The organism is Halorussus sp. AFM4 (assembly GCF_051194995.1).
Lineage (GTDB): Archaea > Halobacteriota > Halobacteria > Halobacteriales > Haladaptataceae > Halorussus.
Genome location: NZ_JBNTJT010000001.1, coordinates 868,394 through 882,819 on the forward strand (window position 1 = coordinate 868,394; position 14,426 = coordinate 882,819).

The 14,426-nt window shown below is 69.9% G+C and carries 16 protein-coding genes; 7 read left to right on the plus strand and 9 right to left on the minus strand.

Features of this window, described 5'->3' with window-relative positions:
* The first annotated feature begins 69 nt into the window (after positions 1-69).
* Positions 70-501, plus strand: a complete 432-nt coding sequence (locus ACQUQF_RS04525; RefSeq protein ID WP_435176173.1) for a VanZ family protein — start codon at positions 70-72, stop codon at positions 499-501.
* Between the two features lie 636 nt (positions 502-1,137).
* A complete protein-coding gene (locus ACQUQF_RS04530; protein WP_435176175.1) occupies positions 1,138-2,223 on the plus strand; it encodes an archaeosine biosynthesis radical SAM protein RaSEA in 1,086 nt (361 codons plus the stop codon).
* Between the two features lie 163 nt (positions 2,224-2,386).
* Here the strand turns inward: ACQUQF_RS04530 and ACQUQF_RS04535 are convergent, their stop codons facing one another.
* The gene (locus tag ACQUQF_RS04535) at positions 2,387-2,764 is read right to left on the minus strand and encodes a hypothetical protein (protein WP_435176178.1); all 378 of its coding nucleotides are present in this window, start codon (positions 2,762-2,764) and stop codon (positions 2,387-2,389) included.
* Between the two features lie 555 nt (positions 2,765-3,319).
* On the opposite strand from ACQUQF_RS04535, the gene ACQUQF_RS04540 reads away from it, so the two are divergent.
* Entirely contained in the window at positions 3,320-3,445 is a 126-nt protein-coding gene (locus tag ACQUQF_RS04540) for a hypothetical protein (RefSeq protein WP_435176180.1), read from the plus strand.
* Positions 3,442-3,573, plus strand: a complete 132-nt coding sequence (locus ACQUQF_RS04545; protein ID WP_435176183.1) for a hypothetical protein — start codon at positions 3,442-3,444, stop codon at positions 3,571-3,573. The genes ACQUQF_RS04540 and ACQUQF_RS04545 overlap by 4 nt, the downstream gene beginning before the upstream one ends.
* A gap of 36 nt (positions 3,574-3,609) precedes the next feature.
* Here the strand turns inward: ACQUQF_RS04545 and purQ are convergent, their stop codons facing one another.
* Complete coding sequence (gene purQ, locus ACQUQF_RS04550) at positions 3,610-4,287, minus strand: phosphoribosylformylglycinamidine synthase I (protein ID WP_435176186.1); 678 nt, start codon at positions 4,285-4,287, stop codon at positions 3,610-3,612.
* The gene (purS, locus tag ACQUQF_RS04555) at positions 4,284-4,538 is read right to left on the minus strand and encodes a phosphoribosylformylglycinamidine synthase subunit PurS (protein ID WP_435176188.1); all 255 of its coding nucleotides are present in this window, start codon (positions 4,536-4,538) and stop codon (positions 4,284-4,286) included. Before purS ends, purQ begins: the two co-directional genes overlap by 4 nt.
* A gap of 220 nt (positions 4,539-4,758) precedes the next feature.
* On the opposite strand from purS, the gene ACQUQF_RS04560 reads away from it, so the two are divergent.
* On the plus strand, positions 4,759-5,739 hold the full coding sequence (locus tag ACQUQF_RS04560; protein WP_435176189.1) for a formyltetrahydrofolate deformylase: 981 nt from the start codon (positions 4,759-4,761) through the stop codon (positions 5,737-5,739).
* A gap of 122 nt (positions 5,740-5,861) precedes the next feature.
* Here ACQUQF_RS04560 and ACQUQF_RS04565 read toward each other — a convergent pair whose 3' ends face one another.
* Positions 5,862-6,935: a phosphoribosylaminoimidazolesuccinocarboxamide synthase gene (locus ACQUQF_RS04565; RefSeq protein WP_435176192.1), complete on the minus strand. Its 1,074-nt coding sequence runs from the start codon at positions 6,933-6,935 to the stop codon at positions 5,862-5,864.
* Positions 6,936-7,200: 265 nt separating this feature from the next.
* On the opposite strand from ACQUQF_RS04565, the gene cofH reads away from it, so the two are divergent.
* Both cofH and ACQUQF_RS04575 read left to right on the plus strand, forming a co-directional pair.
* A complete protein-coding gene (cofH, locus tag ACQUQF_RS04570; protein WP_435176194.1) occupies positions 7,201-8,598 on the plus strand; it encodes a 7,8-didemethyl-8-hydroxy-5-deazariboflavin synthase subunit CofH in 1,398 nt (465 codons plus the stop codon).
* Positions 8,599-8,611: 13 nt separating this feature from the next.
* Positions 8,612-9,169 carry a metal-dependent hydrolase gene (locus ACQUQF_RS04575; protein ID WP_435176196.1) on the plus strand — a complete coding sequence of 186 codons (558 nt, stop codon included), beginning with the start codon at positions 8,612-8,614 and terminating at the stop codon, positions 9,167-9,169.
* Position 9,170: 1 nt separating this feature from the next.
* On the opposite strand, the gene cofG is transcribed toward ACQUQF_RS04575, so the two are convergent.
* From cofG to ACQUQF_RS04600, 5 genes are all read right to left on the minus strand, one after another.
* Positions 9,171-10,286, minus strand: coding sequence for a 7,8-didemethyl-8-hydroxy-5-deazariboflavin synthase subunit CofG (gene cofG, locus ACQUQF_RS04580; protein WP_435176198.1), 1,116 nt, complete (start codon positions 10,284-10,286; stop codon positions 9,171-9,173).
* A 52-nt stretch (positions 10,287-10,338) separates the two neighbouring features.
* Positions 10,339-11,019, minus strand: coding sequence for a 2-phospho-L-lactate guanylyltransferase (cofC, locus tag ACQUQF_RS04585; RefSeq protein ID WP_435176201.1), 681 nt, complete (start codon positions 11,017-11,019; stop codon positions 10,339-10,341).
* Between the two features lie 295 nt (positions 11,020-11,314).
* Entirely contained in the window at positions 11,315-12,103 is a 789-nt protein-coding gene (locus tag ACQUQF_RS04590) for a hypothetical protein (RefSeq protein WP_435176204.1), read from the minus strand.
* A complete protein-coding gene (locus tag ACQUQF_RS04595; protein WP_435176207.1) occupies positions 12,081-13,259 on the minus strand; it encodes a tubulin/FtsZ family protein in 1,179 nt (392 codons plus the stop codon). Before ACQUQF_RS04595 ends, ACQUQF_RS04590 begins: the two co-directional genes overlap by 23 nt.
* A 262-nt stretch (positions 13,260-13,521) precedes the next feature.
* A complete protein-coding gene (locus tag ACQUQF_RS04600) occupies positions 13,522-14,406 on the minus strand; it encodes a complex I NDUFA9 subunit family protein (RefSeq protein WP_435176210.1) in 885 nt (294 codons plus the stop codon).
* Between the last annotated feature and the right edge of the window lie 20 nt (positions 14,407-14,426).

Genomic DNA, 14,426 nt, shown 5'->3' on the forward strand with positions numbered 1-14,426 from the left:
CCGGCAAACTTGTCCGCACCTCGACACCGACCGGCGGTTTTTACACCCCCGGGCGAGAACCCCGACGGGATGGAACTCGCCGACGTCCGACCGCCGCGGTGGCTCCGCTGGGCGACCGTCGTCGCCGTCGCGGGCGGCATCCTCTACGCCTCGCTGCTCGACTCGCCGTCGTCGGGACTGCCCGCGCTCGGCCCCCTCGGCCTCTTCGGGACGGACAAGTGGCTCCACGCGCTGGCGTACGCCGCGCTCGCCGCGTCGCTCGCGAGCGTTCTCGCCCCCGGCGGGAGGCCGGCGGTGGTGGCCGGCGTCGCGGCCCTGCTCGCGGTCGGCTACGGCGTCGGCATCGAGTTCGTCCAGGCCCCGCTTGCCGCGCGCCACTTCTCGGTCGCGGACATGGTCGCCGACGCCGTCGGGGCGGGCGCGGCGGTGGTCGCCTGGCGGGTGCTGGCGGGACTGACGGGTGGGGGTCGGACGGGGTCGCGACCGGAATCGGAGATCTGACCGGTCTCACCGCGAGATGCTCGCTGGCTGTCCCCGTCTACCGGTGATAGTATCCGGGCCCATCTGCGGTCGTATGGTGTCCGGCGCGCGAGCAACGCGTGCGAGGTCGTCGGAGCGGAGCGAACGGACGTCTCCGAAAATCTCCGATTTTCGGGACGTGGCGAATCGCCGATCCGCGACAGCTCGGCAGACGCGGTTCGTCTGCCGGTGGACGACCGAGCGACCGGAGCGAAGGGGGAGGCTGGGGAGGACGAGGTGCGGTCCAGTTGCAGTGCGGAGATTCATAGGTGACGGCAGTAGCTAGCGCGTTCTCGGTTTCGAAGGACAACTGGAAGCTAGCTACTGCCGTCACCTCTGTACCGCACGGCCCCGCAACCGCCCGCACCAACCTCGGACCTCCCACCTCCTGCGTTACTCGGTCACACCGGGAGACATCGCTTCGCTCGTCTTCCGAGCCCTGTTTCGCTCCGCTCAACAGGACACGAGGATGGCGCCAGCGCACCCTGCGATCAGTTATCCCACCTACAAGCGCAGTCAGGGACTCACTTACAGCGCCAGCCATCGCGGCCTAGAGAGACGTATCGACAGCGTATCGACCCGAAGCCGATTTACGCGCCGGGCCGCTACCCGCCGGTAATGAGCAAGCCGACGCCCGACGTCTACGAGCAGGGCCGGGGCATGGACGCCCACAACAAGGTGATGCGCGAGATACGGGCCCAGAAGGACGAGACGTACGACCCCCACGAGCCCACTCGCGTCTGGATCGACGAGGACCGGACGCCCGGCGGGGTCTACCAGAGCCTCACCATCATCCTCAACACCGGCGGCTGTCGGTGGGCCCGGGCGGGCGGCTGCACCATGTGCGGCTACGTCGCCGAGTCGGTCGAGGGCGGCTCCGTGGCACACGAGGCGCTGATGGACCAGATAGAGGCGTGCCTCGACCACGAGCGCGAGCAGATGGAATCGGGGGAAGCCGACGGGGAGTCGGGCCTGATCAAGATCTACACCTCCGGGTCGTTCCTCGACGAGCGCGAGGTCGGCGCCGAGACCCGGCGGGCCATCGCCGAGACGTTCGCCGACCGCGAGCGCATCGTGGTCGAGAGTCTCCCGGACTTCGTCGACCGCGAGAAGCTCGAGGACTTCACCGAGCAGGGGCTCGACACCGACGTCGCCATCGGCCTCGAGACCGCGACCGACCGGGTGCGCCACGACTGCGTGAACAAGTACTTCGACTTCGACGATTTCATCGCGGCCAGCGAGCACGCCGACGAGGCCGGCGCCGGCGTGAAGGCCTACCTCCTGATGAAGCCGCCGTTCCTCTCGGAGTCGGAGGCCATCGAGGACATGAAGTCGTCAGTCCGGCGGTGCGCCGAGTACGCCCACACGGTCTCGATGAACCCGACCAACGTCCAGCGCTACACCATGGTCGACGAGCTCTACTTCCGGGACGGCTACCGCCCGCCGTGGCTCTGGTCGGTCGCCGAGGTGCTCGAATCGACCGCCGACGCCGACGCCATCGTGGTCTCGGACCCCGTGGGCCACGGCTCCGACCGCGGCCCGCACAACTGCGGGGAGTGCGACGACCGGGTCCAGACCGCCATCAAGGACTTCGACCTCCGGCAGGACCCCTCGGTGTTCTCGGAGGTGTCCTGCGAGTGCGAGGCGACCTGGGAGGCGGTCGTCGAGCGCGAGACGAGCTTCAGCCTGCCGCTGGCGCGGTAATCGGGCGAATCGTATTCGGCTGCTACCTGCTTCTGCTTCTACCAGTCGGCGCGTAGGTTCAGTCTGATTGCGGTGCGGTACACAGGTGACGGCAGTAGCTAGCTCTCCGTCCGTCTTGCTGGTCTTCGAGTAGTCACACTCCACCCCGTCCCCAACGAGAAACTCAGAACAGGCCACCACCCCCACACGCCATCGCCGTCGAGATCGACCGGCTCTCGAGTCCGTCCTCGCGAATCGCCACGTCGGTCGCCGAGGCGTTGCAGTCGAACCGCGACTCCGGGACCTCGACCGTCTCCGACCGCTCGCCGACCCGGACCGCGATCGCGTAGTTCCGGGGGTCCCGGAGGTCGACGACGAGATTCGTGTCGGTGTCGAGGGTGTATTCCTCGCGGAACCACGGCTTCTCGTCGCCCTCACCGCCGATTTCGAGCGCGACGTCGCGGCGACGGTCGGTCGCGTTCCGGACGGTGACCGGATGGTTCTCCCCGCCGCGGCCGACAGCGAGCGTCGTGAGCGTCGATTCCGCCGAGAGGTCGGGCATGGCCGACGGCGCGCTACTGCCGGGCAACGGGCCCGGCACCTCCCGGACCTCGGGCGGCCCGTCGTCGGTCGACAGCGCCGACGTACACCCGGCGAGCGACGCCGCGAGCGCCGACCCGCCGAGCGCGAGCAGGCGGCGTCTGGTGGTCGTCGGCTCCGTTTGGGGTGTCGTACTCCCGGTTACGCCGGCCGTCCCGCCCGGTGATACGCCGCCAGTGCCGAGACATCCGGCGGGACCGACAGGTACCGCCGTTTCGCAAATATGGAGGAGTCTGCGTCTGGAGGGCACGTCCGGGCGAAGGGCGGCGGCCGCCAAGTGCCTCCTGTCGCGCTCCGGACCGTTCGGCCGCGAGCTGTTGGTCAGCCAACAGGGTAAGCGGCCGCGAACGCCGTTCAATCGAGCGTTCGCGCGGCTAAGGCCGACCTACGTCCGGGCTACTCACCGGATAACAAAGGCCGCACCGACCCATCGACTCTACCGGGGGTGGCACATCGAGGGCGGCGCGAGGCGACCCGGGGAGTTCGCCCGCGTCGCCGACCCGGTGTGTCGGACACAATGTCCGAGGGTTGGGGCGACTACGAAACGATCTTCTGTTCGAACGGCTGGATCGAGATCCGGAACAGCGACGAGAGCGACGACCAGTGGATCGCCAGCGACACGCCCGTCTCGATAGAGCGATGACGGTGACCGCAGGGCCGCTCTCGGCGTGGTCGGTGGTGGCGGTCGTCGGCTGGCTGGTCGTCGTGGTGCTCGTCTGGGCGCTGTTCTACGCCTACGGCCGCGAGCAGAAGCGCGGGTCGCGGTACTGAGCGAGGGACGTCCGACCGGATTCTCTTGTCGGCCCGTCAGGCCTCGAAGCCCCGGAGGATGCCCTGGCCGTCGGTCCCGCCGACGTCGGGCAGCGAGATGCGCTCCGGGTGGGGCATCAGCACCGCCACGTTCTCGGACTCGCCGGCGACGCCCGCGACGTTGTCCTTCGAGCCGTTGGGGTTGGCCTCGTCGGTGACGTTGCCGTCGGCGTCGCAGTACCGGAAGAGGACCCGGTCCGCCGCTCTCAGTTCCGCGAGCCGGTCGTCGGTGATCTCGAACCGGCCCTCGCCGTGGGCGATGGGGAGCTCGACGACCTCGCCCTCGTCGTAGCGGGCAGTCCACGGGGTGTCGGCGTTCTCGACCCGGACGCGGACGCGCTCGCACTGGAACCGGGCGGAGGCGTTGGTGGTGAACGCGCCGGGGGTCAGCCGCGACTCCGAGCCGATCTGGGCGCCGTTGCAGACCCCGAGGACCGGGGTGCCGGCCTCGGCGGCCTCCCGGACCTCGGCCATGATCGGGCTGTTGGCCGCGATGGCGCCGGCCCGGAGGTAGTCGCCGTACGAGAACCCGCCGGGCAGCATCACGCCGGTGGCGTCCTCGGGCAGGCCGTCCTCGTGCCAGACGAGCTCGGCGTCGATGCCGAGGTGGTCGAGCGCCCGCCGGGCGTCGCGGTCGCAGTTGCTCCCGCCGAATTGTACTATCGCGACCGTCATTCTCGGGGCTCGACCTCGACGTCGTAGTCGTGGATGGTCGGGTTCGCCAGCAGGCGCTCGGCCATCTCGCCGGCGCGGTCGGCGGCCGACTCGGCCGACTCGGCGTCGAGGTCGAGTTCGAACCGGTCGGCGGACCGGAGGCCCCGGAGCTCGAAGCCGAGCCGCTCCAGCGCCCGCTTGGTCGTCGCTGCCTCGGGGTCGAGGACGCCCTCCTTCAGGCGGACCGTGACCGTGGCGGTGTAGGCGGTCATCGGGTGAAGGTGGTCGTCCATGCTCAAAAGCACTTTCGGAATCCGCGTTCGTTTCACGAACGTGCACATCCAGGCGTCGATGCACTCCGGACGAGCCGGCGATGCGTTCGGAACCTGTGCCACGAACCCCCATGCGTCCGGGAATCTTGCATGGAAGCAGTAGCTTTTATCTCCGAGCGTCGTCCAGACATACGACTATGTCCTCCGAGCAGGTGAGACGATGAGCCAGCGCGAACTGACCGAGATCACCGTGGTCGGCGACGACGACACCGGACTCGTCGCCAGGGTCACGAGCCTGCTGTTCGAGCGCGGAATCAACATCGAGGACCTCGACCAGGCGGTCCGCGACGACCTGTTCCGGATGACGATGCGGGTCGACACCGCCGAGATGGAGACGACACGGGAGGCGCTCCGGGACGACCTCGACGACCTGGGCGACGACCTCGGGGTCGACGTCCGGGTCCGGTTCCCGGCCGACCGCGAGACCCGGCGGGTCGCGGTGCTGGTGACCAAGGAGAGCCACTGCCTCCGGCGGCTCTGCGAGGCCGCGGCCGCGGGCGACCTCGACGCCGAGCTGTCGGTCGTCATCGGCAACCACCCCGACCTCCAGCCGGTCGCCACCGAGTACGGCATCCCCTTCCACGACGTGGGCGACCCCGACGGCAACCCCGACGAGGACGAGCTGCTCGACCTGCTGGAGCGGTACGACGTCGACCTCGTGGCGCTGGCCCGGTACATGCGCATCCTCGGCCCGAACGTGGTGTTCCGGTACGAGGGCCGCATCATCAACGTCCACCCGAGCCTGCTGCCCGCGTTCCCCGGCGCGAAGGCCTACCGGCAGGCCAAGGAGGCGGGCGTCCGCATCGCGGGCGTCACCGCCCACTACGTCACCACCGACCTCGACCAGGGACCCATCATCGCCCAGCGGGCGTTCAACGTCCCCGACGGCGCGTCGGTCGAGACGCTCAAGGAGCGGGGCCAGCCCCTCGAGGCCGAGGTGCTGCTGGAGGCGGTCCGGCTCCACCTCGCCGACGACATCGCGGTCCACCGCGGCCGGACCGAGCTCCGGGACGACGCGGCCGAGGAGCGCGACGACCCCGACGGCGGCTACCGGCTGGGGATGGGACCGGAGCTCGACCGGGCGACCCCCGACGAGCCGACGGACGGGCCGGTCGCGAGGCCGACGTCGGGCGACGACTGAGGCGGTCGACGCTACGCAGTTCGCTCTTCTCTGGTAGTGTCGGTCAGAACAGCAGCGCCAGCATCGTACTCGGAACCGGCGGACGACCGGCGAAGTAAGAGACGGGACGGCGACCCGGCGGCTCAGAGGTCCCGGACCGCGGCCACCGCGTCCTCCAGCGAGGGCGCGTCGAACAGCTCGCGGCCGACGTAGGCGTTGGTGCCGGCGGCGTAGAGGTCGCGGGCCGCCCGGACGACCTCGTCGGCGAGCGGTTCGGGCGCCTCCTCGCACAGCGACTTCCAGTCGGCGACGTCGCGGTCCTTGGCTTCGGCTTTTGCGGCCTCGACAGCCTCGACCCACTCGGGCTGGGTGCGCTTGTGGTACTGGCGGACGAACTCCTTGCTGACCTGCTGGCCGTGGAACGTGAACCGGTTCTCGTCGAAGGTGCCGACCACGTCGGCGACCCGGACCTCGCCGTCGACGTAGAGGCACTCGATCTTGCCGTCCTCGTGGACCAGGTCGGCCTCGGCCGCCCGCTCGGTCACGACCCGGTTGACCTCGCGGGCGACGCCCTCCAGCTCGTCGATGTCGGCCAGCCCGGCGATGCGGTCGGCCTCCTCGCGGTCGAGGTAGCGGTCGCTCTCCTCGAACTTGGTGGAGAACTCCACGATGGGCTCCTCGAGCTGGACGACGCCCTCGGGCCACTCCGCGAAGTCGAGCCCGTGGTCGGCCGGGTCGGTCCGCGACCGGAGGCTCGACCCGACGGGGACGCTGTTCCGGAAGACGATCTCCAGCGGAACCAGGTAGTTGTCGCCCGCCGCGGCGTGGAACGCCTCGTAGTCGTACGCCCGGCCCTCGTGGGGGAGCTCGGGCACCTGGGTCAGGTCGATGGCCATCTCGGTCGGCGGCTCGGCGGCCTCGGCGAGCGGGACGACCTCGCCGGATTCCGGGTCGTCTCGCGGTTCCACCGCTCGACCGTCCGAGGCGCTTCGCGCCTCGCTGACCACGCCCCGGTAGTGGGTCGGGACGCCCTCGTCGGCCAGCAGCTCGAAGTTGAACGCGCCCATCGAACAGAGGCTCGCGCCCTTGTCGGGGATCTCGTCGGGCATCTTGCCCCAGTCGAACACCGAGTAGTCGTCGGTGAACACGAACGCCCCGCGGCCCAGGGTGGTCGCGGTCGGTTCGCGCTCCACGCGGAACTCCTTGACGCTCGTCACCGCGACCACCTCGGAGTCGTCGCCGCCGCGGACGCCCCGTCGCTGTCGGACATGTGCGAGGGGTGGCCGCCGCCGGACTAAGGCGTTTCCATTCCCGTGAGCACTTCCGCGAACTACCGGAGAGAAATACCCACATTCGTGCATTAAAAGCTCCCCGAATCGGCGCAGTGATGCCCGATACTGCGCATCCGGCGCTCCCCGCCGCGGGACGGCCGCCCTGCCGTAACCCGTCGGTTTTTACCGCTGCCGGTCCACGTAGCGGGTGATGGAAGACGCGGCCCGGACGAACGTCCCGCGGGGGCGGTTCGACTTCGAGTGCGTGCCCGAGACCGACCAGTCGTTCGAGACGGCGTTAGCGAAGGCCAGGGACGGCGAGCGGCTCACCGTCGCCGACGGGGTCGAGCTCATGACCACCGGCACCGACCGCGAGGGCATCGACCTCGCCCGGAAGGAGCGGGTGCTGGAGGCCGCCGACCGCAGGCGCGAGGAGGTGGTCGGCGACGACGTCACCTTCGTCGCGAACCTCAACAACAACGTCACCACCGCGTGCAACACGGGCTGCCTGTTCTGCAACTTCAAGGACACCGCACAGCACTTCGAGGAGGAGAGCGACGAGGACCACGCCGGGTTCACCAAGACCCCCGAGGAGTCCCGCGAGATCGTCGCGGCGGCCCGCGAGACGGGCATCTACGAGGTCACGTCGGTCAGCGGGCTCCACCCCGCGCTGGCGCTCGACGACGAGCACGTCGAGATCCTGGAGGCCAGCGACCGCGGCGACCTCAACTACAAGCCGGCCGACGCCTACGAGACCGACCCCGGCACCTACGTCGACCAGATGGAGGCGATGGACGTCGACGGCGTCCACCTCCACTCGATGACCCCCGAGGAGGCGTACCACGCCCGCCGGGGCACCGACTGGTCCTACGAGGAGGTGTACGGCCGCCTGAAGGACGCCGGCCTCGACAGCGCGCCCGGCACCGCGGCCGAGATCCTGGTCGACGAGGTCCGGGCGGTCATCTGCCCGGGCAAGATCGGCACCGACGAGTGGATCGAGGCGATGGAGGCCGCGGCCGCGGTCGGCCTCGACACCACCGCGACCATCATGTACGGCCACGTCGAGAACGAGGCCCACCGCGTGCGGCACCTGAAGCGCGTCCGCGACCTCCAGGACCGCACGGGCAACATCACCGAGTTCGTCCCCCTCTCGTTCGTCCACCCCAACACCCCGCTGGCCGAGCGCGGGATGATCGACGCCGGCGCGACGACCCACGAGGACGAGCTGATGATCGCGGTCTCGCGCCTGTTCCTCGACAACATCGAGAACATCCAGTCGTCGTGGGTCAAGTACGGCGACGAGCAGGGGCTCAAGATGCTCTCCTGCGGCGCGAACGACTTCATGGGCACCATCCTGAGCGAGGAGATCACCAAGCGCGCCGGCGGCGAGTTCGGCGAGGCCCGGTCGTTCGCGGAGTACGTCGAGATGATCACCGCCATCGGCCGGACGCCGGTCGAGCGCTCGACCGACTACCGCGAGACCCGCGAGATCGACCCCGACGACCCGCCGTTCGGTCCGGAGCTCGGCCCCGCGGCCGACGGGACGCCGCTGGTCGACAGCGCCGCCGGGTCGACCGCCGCCGGGGACGCCTCGCCGGCCGACGACTGAGGACGTCCCGGCCATGATGAACACCACCCACGCCGCGATGGGGGTCGCCCTGGCGACGCCGCTGGCGTTCGCCGCGCCGGAACTCGCCCCCACTGCCGCGCTCGCCGGGTTCGCCGGCGGCGCATTCCCCGACCTCGACCTGCTCGGCGGCCAGCACCGACGGACGCTCCACTTCCCGGTGTACTACTCGGTCGCGGCGATCCCGGCGGGGGTCCTGGCGGCCCTGTTCCCGACGGCCGCGACCGTCGCCGCGGCGTTCTTCCTGCTGTCGGCCGGCCTCCACTGCGTCGCCGACGCGGCCGGCGGCGGCCTCGAACTCCGGCCCTGGGAGGCCACCGACGACCGCGGGGTGTACGTCCACCCGAAGGGCGCGTGGGTGCCGCCGCGGCGGTGGATCCGGTACGACGGCGCGCCCGAGGACCTCCTGCTCGCAGGGGTGCTGTCGCTGCCGGGCCTGCTGGTGTTCGACGGTGCGGTCCGGGCGCTGACGGTCGTCGGCCTCCTGGTGTCGGTGGTGTACGTCGCGGTCCGGAAGCGGCTCCCCGAGGTCGAGACGCGGTACCTGCGGTGAGTTACCGGGCGTCGAGGACCTGCCGGTAGCGCTCGCCGGGCTGCTCGTCGGGCCCGAGAGCACCTCGGATCGTCTCGGAGACCCACTCGTCGCCGTCCCCGGTGCCGCCCAGTTCCTCGGGGAGATACCGCCGGTACACCGGCAGGCGCTCGCGCAGCGGCACGCCCGCCTCGTCGGCGATGTCCTCCAGTTCCTGCAGCGCGGGCCACTTGTACTCTGGATTGATGTGATCGTCGGTGACCGGCGAGACCCCGCCGAGGTCGTCGACGCCGCAGTCCAGCAGCTCGCGGGTCGGCGAGAGGTTCGGCGGGACCTGCACCGACACCTCCTCCGGGAGGCAGTACCGGGCCATCGCGACGACCCGGCGCATGGTCTCGACCGAGGGGCGCTCGAACGACGACCGCTCGTTGGGGACGACGTTCTGGACGATGACCTCCTGGACGTGGCCGTACCGCTCGTGGAGTTCGCGGATGGCCAGCAGGCTCTCGGCCCGGTCGCGCCAGTCCTCGCCGATGCCGACCAGGATGCCCGTGGTGAACGGGACGCCGAGCTCGCCGGCGTTCCGGATGGTGTTGAGCCGCTGGCCGGGCGACTTCCGGCGAGGGCCGGCGTGGGCGTCGACGTCCGCCGTGGTCTCGAGCATCACGCCCATCGAGGCGTTGACGTCCGCGACCAGCTCCATCTGCTCGCGGGTCTGGTCGCCGGGGTTGCTGTGGGGCAGCAGCCCCTCGTCGAGCGCGAGCTCGCAGACCTCCCGGAGGTAGGAGTGAATCGAGTCGTGGCCCCACTCCTCTAACTGGTCGTGGATGCGGGTGTACCGGTCGTCGGGGTCGTCGCCGAAGGTGAACAGCGCCTCGGTGCAGCCGGCGTCGACGCCGGTCCGGACGATATCGCGGACCTCCTCGGGCGAGAGCAGCGACGCCTGTCCGGGCGCGTCGAAGTAGGTGCAGTAGGTGCAGGTGTACCGGCAGGCGGTCGTCAGCGGCACGAACACGTTCTTCGCGAAGGTGAGCTCGTCGGCCGGGTCGACGTCCGCGGGCTCGACCTCGAGCAGTCGCTCGACCTCGCCCTCGTCGACGGTGACGTCCACGCCGTACTCGTCGGCCCCCGGAATCATCGTCTCGTCCTTCCCGCGCGGGGCGGAAAACGGTTGCTACTCCGGAACCGGGTCACTCCGTCCGGACGACGCCGACCCGGCTGTCGTCACCCGCCAGCTCGAACCCCGCCTCCCGCAGCCATACGTAGGACGCCCCCACCGCCGGCGACTCCGCCGCTCGCTGGTCTGATCGCCCCGACTCCGCGGCGCGCTGCACCTCGCGGCCGCCGTGGATCAGCACCTCCGCCAGGTCCGCGCGCTCGTCGACGTCGGTCGCGAGGCGGTGGGAGTCGATCACCTCGACCGACGCGCCGATTTCGCGGGCGGCGGCGAGGTGGTCCAGGAACGACGTCCCGTGGTAGTCGACCCGGAACTCGGGGTGGCGGACCACCAGGGCGTTCGTGCCGCCGCCGCGTCCGGGCGCCACGACGACGTCGCCGCCGGCGTCGAACAGCCGGTCGAGCGCGTCGGGGGTCGCCAGCGCGAGATCGGCCATCACGACCGCGACCGGCCCGTCGGTCGACGCGAGCACCGCGTTCACCGCCTCGGTGAGCGGGCGGTCGTCGACCGTGACCGGGGCGTCCGCGTCGACCGGCGCGGTGGCGAGCACCTCCGGCTCGCGGCCGGTCGCCCGCACCGCCGCCAGCACGTCGCCCAGCATCGCCTCGGCGAACGCGGTCCGCTCGTCGGCCGACAGCGCGTCGGCCAGTCGCGTCTTGGGCTCGGTCGCGGCGTACGGGACGACGACTCGCATACCTGCGTACCCTCGCGCGGCGCGGCTAAAGGCCCTGTGGAATCAGGTCCGCCCGCCGCCCGCGAGAGTTTAAACCGGAGGAGGCGACGAACCCGGCCCGTGACCTGAGTCACGCCGCGAGGGCGTCGAGGCGGGAGCGCGGCGCGCCCCTCGCGGTCGGCGTCGGCGCCGCCTGCTCGCCGCGTTCGGAGCCGCAGCTCCGCGGCGTCAGAAAGCGATGCCCGGACCGATACTCGGTCCGGTAGAACGTCGGAGAAACCCCACCCGGAATCCGGTCCGGAAAGACGGGACTCCGTCAGCGGAGCTTGTCGTAGCTGTCCTGCCGGGAGCGGTACCAGAGCGCGCCCCCGACGACCGCGACCAGCGCGAGCAGGCCGGCGCCGCCGTAGAGCAGCATCCGGGTCTGCTGGCTCGACTGCTGGGACGAGTTGGCGCTCTCGGCGGCCTTGCCGGCGAGGTCGCTCGCCAGACCGAAGTTCTCGCCGTCGAACGCCGAGATCGCGTCGGCGAGCGTGCTCTTGGCCTCGGTGACCTTCGCGCCGCTGTCCTCGGCGTCCTGGATGGCCGCCTCGGCGTCCTCGATCGCCGCGCGGGCGTCGGCGCTCTCCTGGGTGTACGGCCGGAACGTCCACGGGTCGGCGATGGCCTCGCTGCTCCCGCCCTCACGGACCTGGTGGAGCTCGGCGAGCGTCAGCGTCTGGGCCGGGTCGTAGGTGAAGTTCTCGACCTCGGGGACCGTCCCCTCGATCTTCACCTCGACCTCGTAGGCGTCGGTCTTCTTCAGCGCGTGGTCGAACGACTGACCGTCGTAGGACTTCTGGCCGATCTTGTCGCCGGCCTGGTCGTAGAGCTTCACCGTCCACGTCACGTCGGTCAGCGCGGTCGTCCCGTTCAGCGTCCAGGAGTCGTACTCGCTGAACGGCTTCTCGATGGTGAACGTCGCCGTCACGTCCGAGCCGACCTTCGCCTCGTCGGGCGCGCCGCTCGCAGACGCCGAGATGGCCGCGGCGGGACCGACCGCCGAGACGACCAGCGCGGCAGCGAACAGCAGCGTCAGTAGCTTAGAACAGTGGTTCGAGTTCATCGTCCTCGTCCTCCACGAGTTCTTCCAGATTCTCCTCGCTCTCCTCCTGGATCTCGTCGATGTTGTCCTGGGCCTCGATGGCGACCTCCTGGAGCTCCTTGATGCGCGGGACGTTGTTCACGCCCGACAGCAGCACGACGCTGGCGACGTACTGGGAGTCGACCACGGGGTAGTCGCCGCCGCGGACCTCCATCGAGCCGGTCTGCTCTTCGAGCCACTTCCGGCCGCGCTCTATTCCCTTCCGGTTGAGGTGCTGGGGCGGACCGCTCAGCACCAGCAGCGCCCGCTCGGTACCCTCGATCTCGCAGGGCAGGGTGAGCCGGCCCAGCGCCGCCTTCCGGACCAGGCTGGTGATCCGGTTCGTGGTGTTGGCGGTGTCGGTCTGGCTCTCCTCGCCGCCGGTGAACCGCGAGAGCAGGCCGCTGGAGGAGGCGTTGTTCTCGACCTCCTCGGCGGCGTAGCCGATGGTCGACACGCCGCCCCCGGCGAGCGTGTTGATGATCTCGCTGGAGTCGACCACGCTCTCGGCGACCTCGTCGTCGCCGCCGACCTCGCCGGCGCCGAACAGGATGCCGAACCGCCGGACGATCTCCTCGTTGATCTCGGCGTAGCCGCCCTCGATGGACTCGCCGGACTGCCGCCAGGCGTCGTTGTCGAACACCATTAGGTTGTCGACCTCGCGGACGAACGTCTGGAACGACCGGGCGGCGTTCAGCGTGTAGATGCCGCCCTCGTCGCTACCGGGCAGGATGCCGAGCCCGTAGACGGGTTCGGTGTAGATGCGCTTGAGGTGCTTCGCGAGGACGGGGGCGCCACCGGAACCGGTACCACCGCCCATCCCGGCGACGATGAGGAACGCGTCGACCTCGTGCACCGGGATGTTGTCGATGGCCCCCTGGATCTCGTCGATGTCCTCCTCGGCGATTTCCGCGCCGAGTTCGTTGTCCGCGCCGACGCCGTGCCCCTTCACTCGGGACTGGCCGATGAGGACCCGATTGTCCTGCGGGACGTTGTCGAGTCCCATGAGGTCGGCCTTCGCGGAGTTCACCGCGACCGCCGACCGCACTATTGCGCTCCCAGTTCGCTGGTCGTACTCCAGGAACTGGTCCACGATCTTCCCACCGGCCTGCCCGAAACCAATCATTGCGAGCTTCATTTTCCGGACCGTACTCCGTTGGGAGAAATACATCCACGTAGGGGTGATAATCCTTTTGGTCCATTCCACGACCACCGGAAACGTCTCGTTACGGAAAACCGCAGGACGGTAAGCCGACGTTTATCGTGAGCTCGAAAACAACACCAGAAGACGAACATGTCCCTTTAAGTTTATCGGTCGGTAGAGGTGTCGGATATCGGACGGCGTGCGGGCGCGTCCGACGGCCGTCTGACGGACGTTTCCGTCGGTCCGGCGGTTGCGATTACTCGACGAGTCCGAGATACGATCGGAGCGTGGTGAGGTCGGTCTCGTCGACGCCGAACGCGTCGACGTCGTTGCGGGAGACGACGTTGTCGAGCCGGAGCGACCGGAACTGGTCGCTGCCGAAGGGGACGAACGGGACCGCGTCGGCCGCCGTCAGCCCGAGTTTCACCAGCGCCATCGGAATCGGGACCACGTTCACGGGGCGGCCCTCGGCGCGGTAGGCGAGTCGCGCGACGTCGGCCATCGTCAGCACCTCCGGACCGCCGATCTCGTAGGTCTCCCCGTCGTGGTCCGGTTCGACGGCGTCGGCCAGCATCGGCACGATGTCGCCGACCCAGATGGGCTGGAACCGGTTCCTCCCGCCGCCCGGCAGCGGGGTGAGGTAGGGCGTACTCAGCTTCTTCGTGAACGGGACGAACTCCCCGCCGTCGCCGAAAATGACCGAGGGCCGGAAGATGGTGAACGCCAGCCCCGAGTCGCGGACGACCTGCTCGGCCCGGCCCTTCGCGCGGAGGTACTCGGTCGGCGCGTCCGGGTCGGCGTCGAGCGCGCTCATCTGGACGAGTTTGCGCACGCCGTGGTCCTCGGCCGCCGCGACGACGTTCTCGGTGCCGCCGAGGTGGACGCTCGCGTGGGTCTTCCCCCGGGGCGGCTTGAAGAGCGGCGAGAGCGCGACGAGGTTTATCGCGACGTCCTGGCCCTCGAAGGCGGCGTCGATGGAGTCGCGGGCGGTCACGTCGCCCCGGACGCGCTCGACGCTCGCTGGGAGGTCTGCCTCGTCGGGGTCGCGGGCGACGACGGTGACGTCGTGACCGCGGTCGTCCAGTTCGCGCACCAGTGGCGTCCCGATGAAGCCGGTTCCGCCGGCGACGAGCACGTTCATGGCTCGGATTCAGGACGGAC

Excerpts from the sequence above, each read along its gene's own strand:
- cofH (WP_435176194.1), top strand. The coding sequence starts at position 7,201 with ATGGAAGACGCGGCCCGGACGAACGTCCCGCGGGGGCGGTTCGACTTC.
- ACQUQF_RS04525 (WP_435176173.1), top strand. The coding sequence starts at position 70 with ATGGAACTCGCCGACGTCCGACCGCCGCGGTGGCTCCGCTGGGCGACC.
- ACQUQF_RS04535 (WP_435176178.1), bottom strand. The coding sequence starts at position 2,764 with ATGCCCGACCTCTCGGCGGAATCGACGCTCACGACGCTCGCTGTCGGC.
- ACQUQF_RS04540 (WP_435176180.1), top strand. The coding sequence starts at position 3,320 with ATGTCCGAGGGTTGGGGCGACTACGAAACGATCTTCTGTTCGAACGGC.
- ACQUQF_RS04575 (WP_435176196.1), top strand. The coding sequence starts at position 8,612 with ATGATGAACACCACCCACGCCGCGATGGGGGTCGCCCTGGCGACGCCG.
- purS (WP_435176188.1), bottom strand. The coding sequence starts at position 4,538 with ATGACCGCCTACACCGCCACGGTCACGGTCCGCCTGAAGGAGGGCGTC.
- ACQUQF_RS04590 (WP_435176204.1), bottom strand. The coding sequence starts at position 12,103 with ATGAACTCGAACCACTGTTCTAAGCTACTGACGCTGCTGTTCGCTGCC.
- purQ (WP_435176186.1), bottom strand. The coding sequence starts at position 4,287 with ATGACGGTCGCGATAGTACAATTCGGCGGGAGCAACTGCGACCGCGAC.
- ACQUQF_RS04530 (WP_435176175.1), top strand. The coding sequence starts at position 1,138 with ATGAGCAAGCCGACGCCCGACGTCTACGAGCAGGGCCGGGGCATGGAC.
- ACQUQF_RS04545 (WP_435176183.1), top strand. The coding sequence starts at position 3,442 with ATGACGGTGACCGCAGGGCCGCTCTCGGCGTGGTCGGTGGTGGCGGTC.
- cofG (WP_435176198.1), bottom strand. The coding sequence starts at position 10,286 with ATGATTCCGGGGGCCGACGAGTACGGCGTGGACGTCACCGTCGACGAG.
- ACQUQF_RS04560 (WP_435176189.1), top strand. The coding sequence starts at position 4,759 with ATGAGCCAGCGCGAACTGACCGAGATCACCGTGGTCGGCGACGACGAC.
- cofC (WP_435176201.1), bottom strand. The coding sequence starts at position 11,019 with ATGCGAGTCGTCGTCCCGTACGCCGCGACCGAGCCCAAGACGCGACTG.
- ACQUQF_RS04600 (WP_435176210.1), bottom strand. The coding sequence starts at position 14,406 with ATGAACGTGCTCGTCGCCGGCGGAACCGGCTTCATCGGGACGCCACTG.
- ACQUQF_RS04595 (WP_435176207.1), bottom strand. The coding sequence starts at position 13,259 with ATGAAGCTCGCAATGATTGGTTTCGGGCAGGCCGGTGGGAAGATCGTG.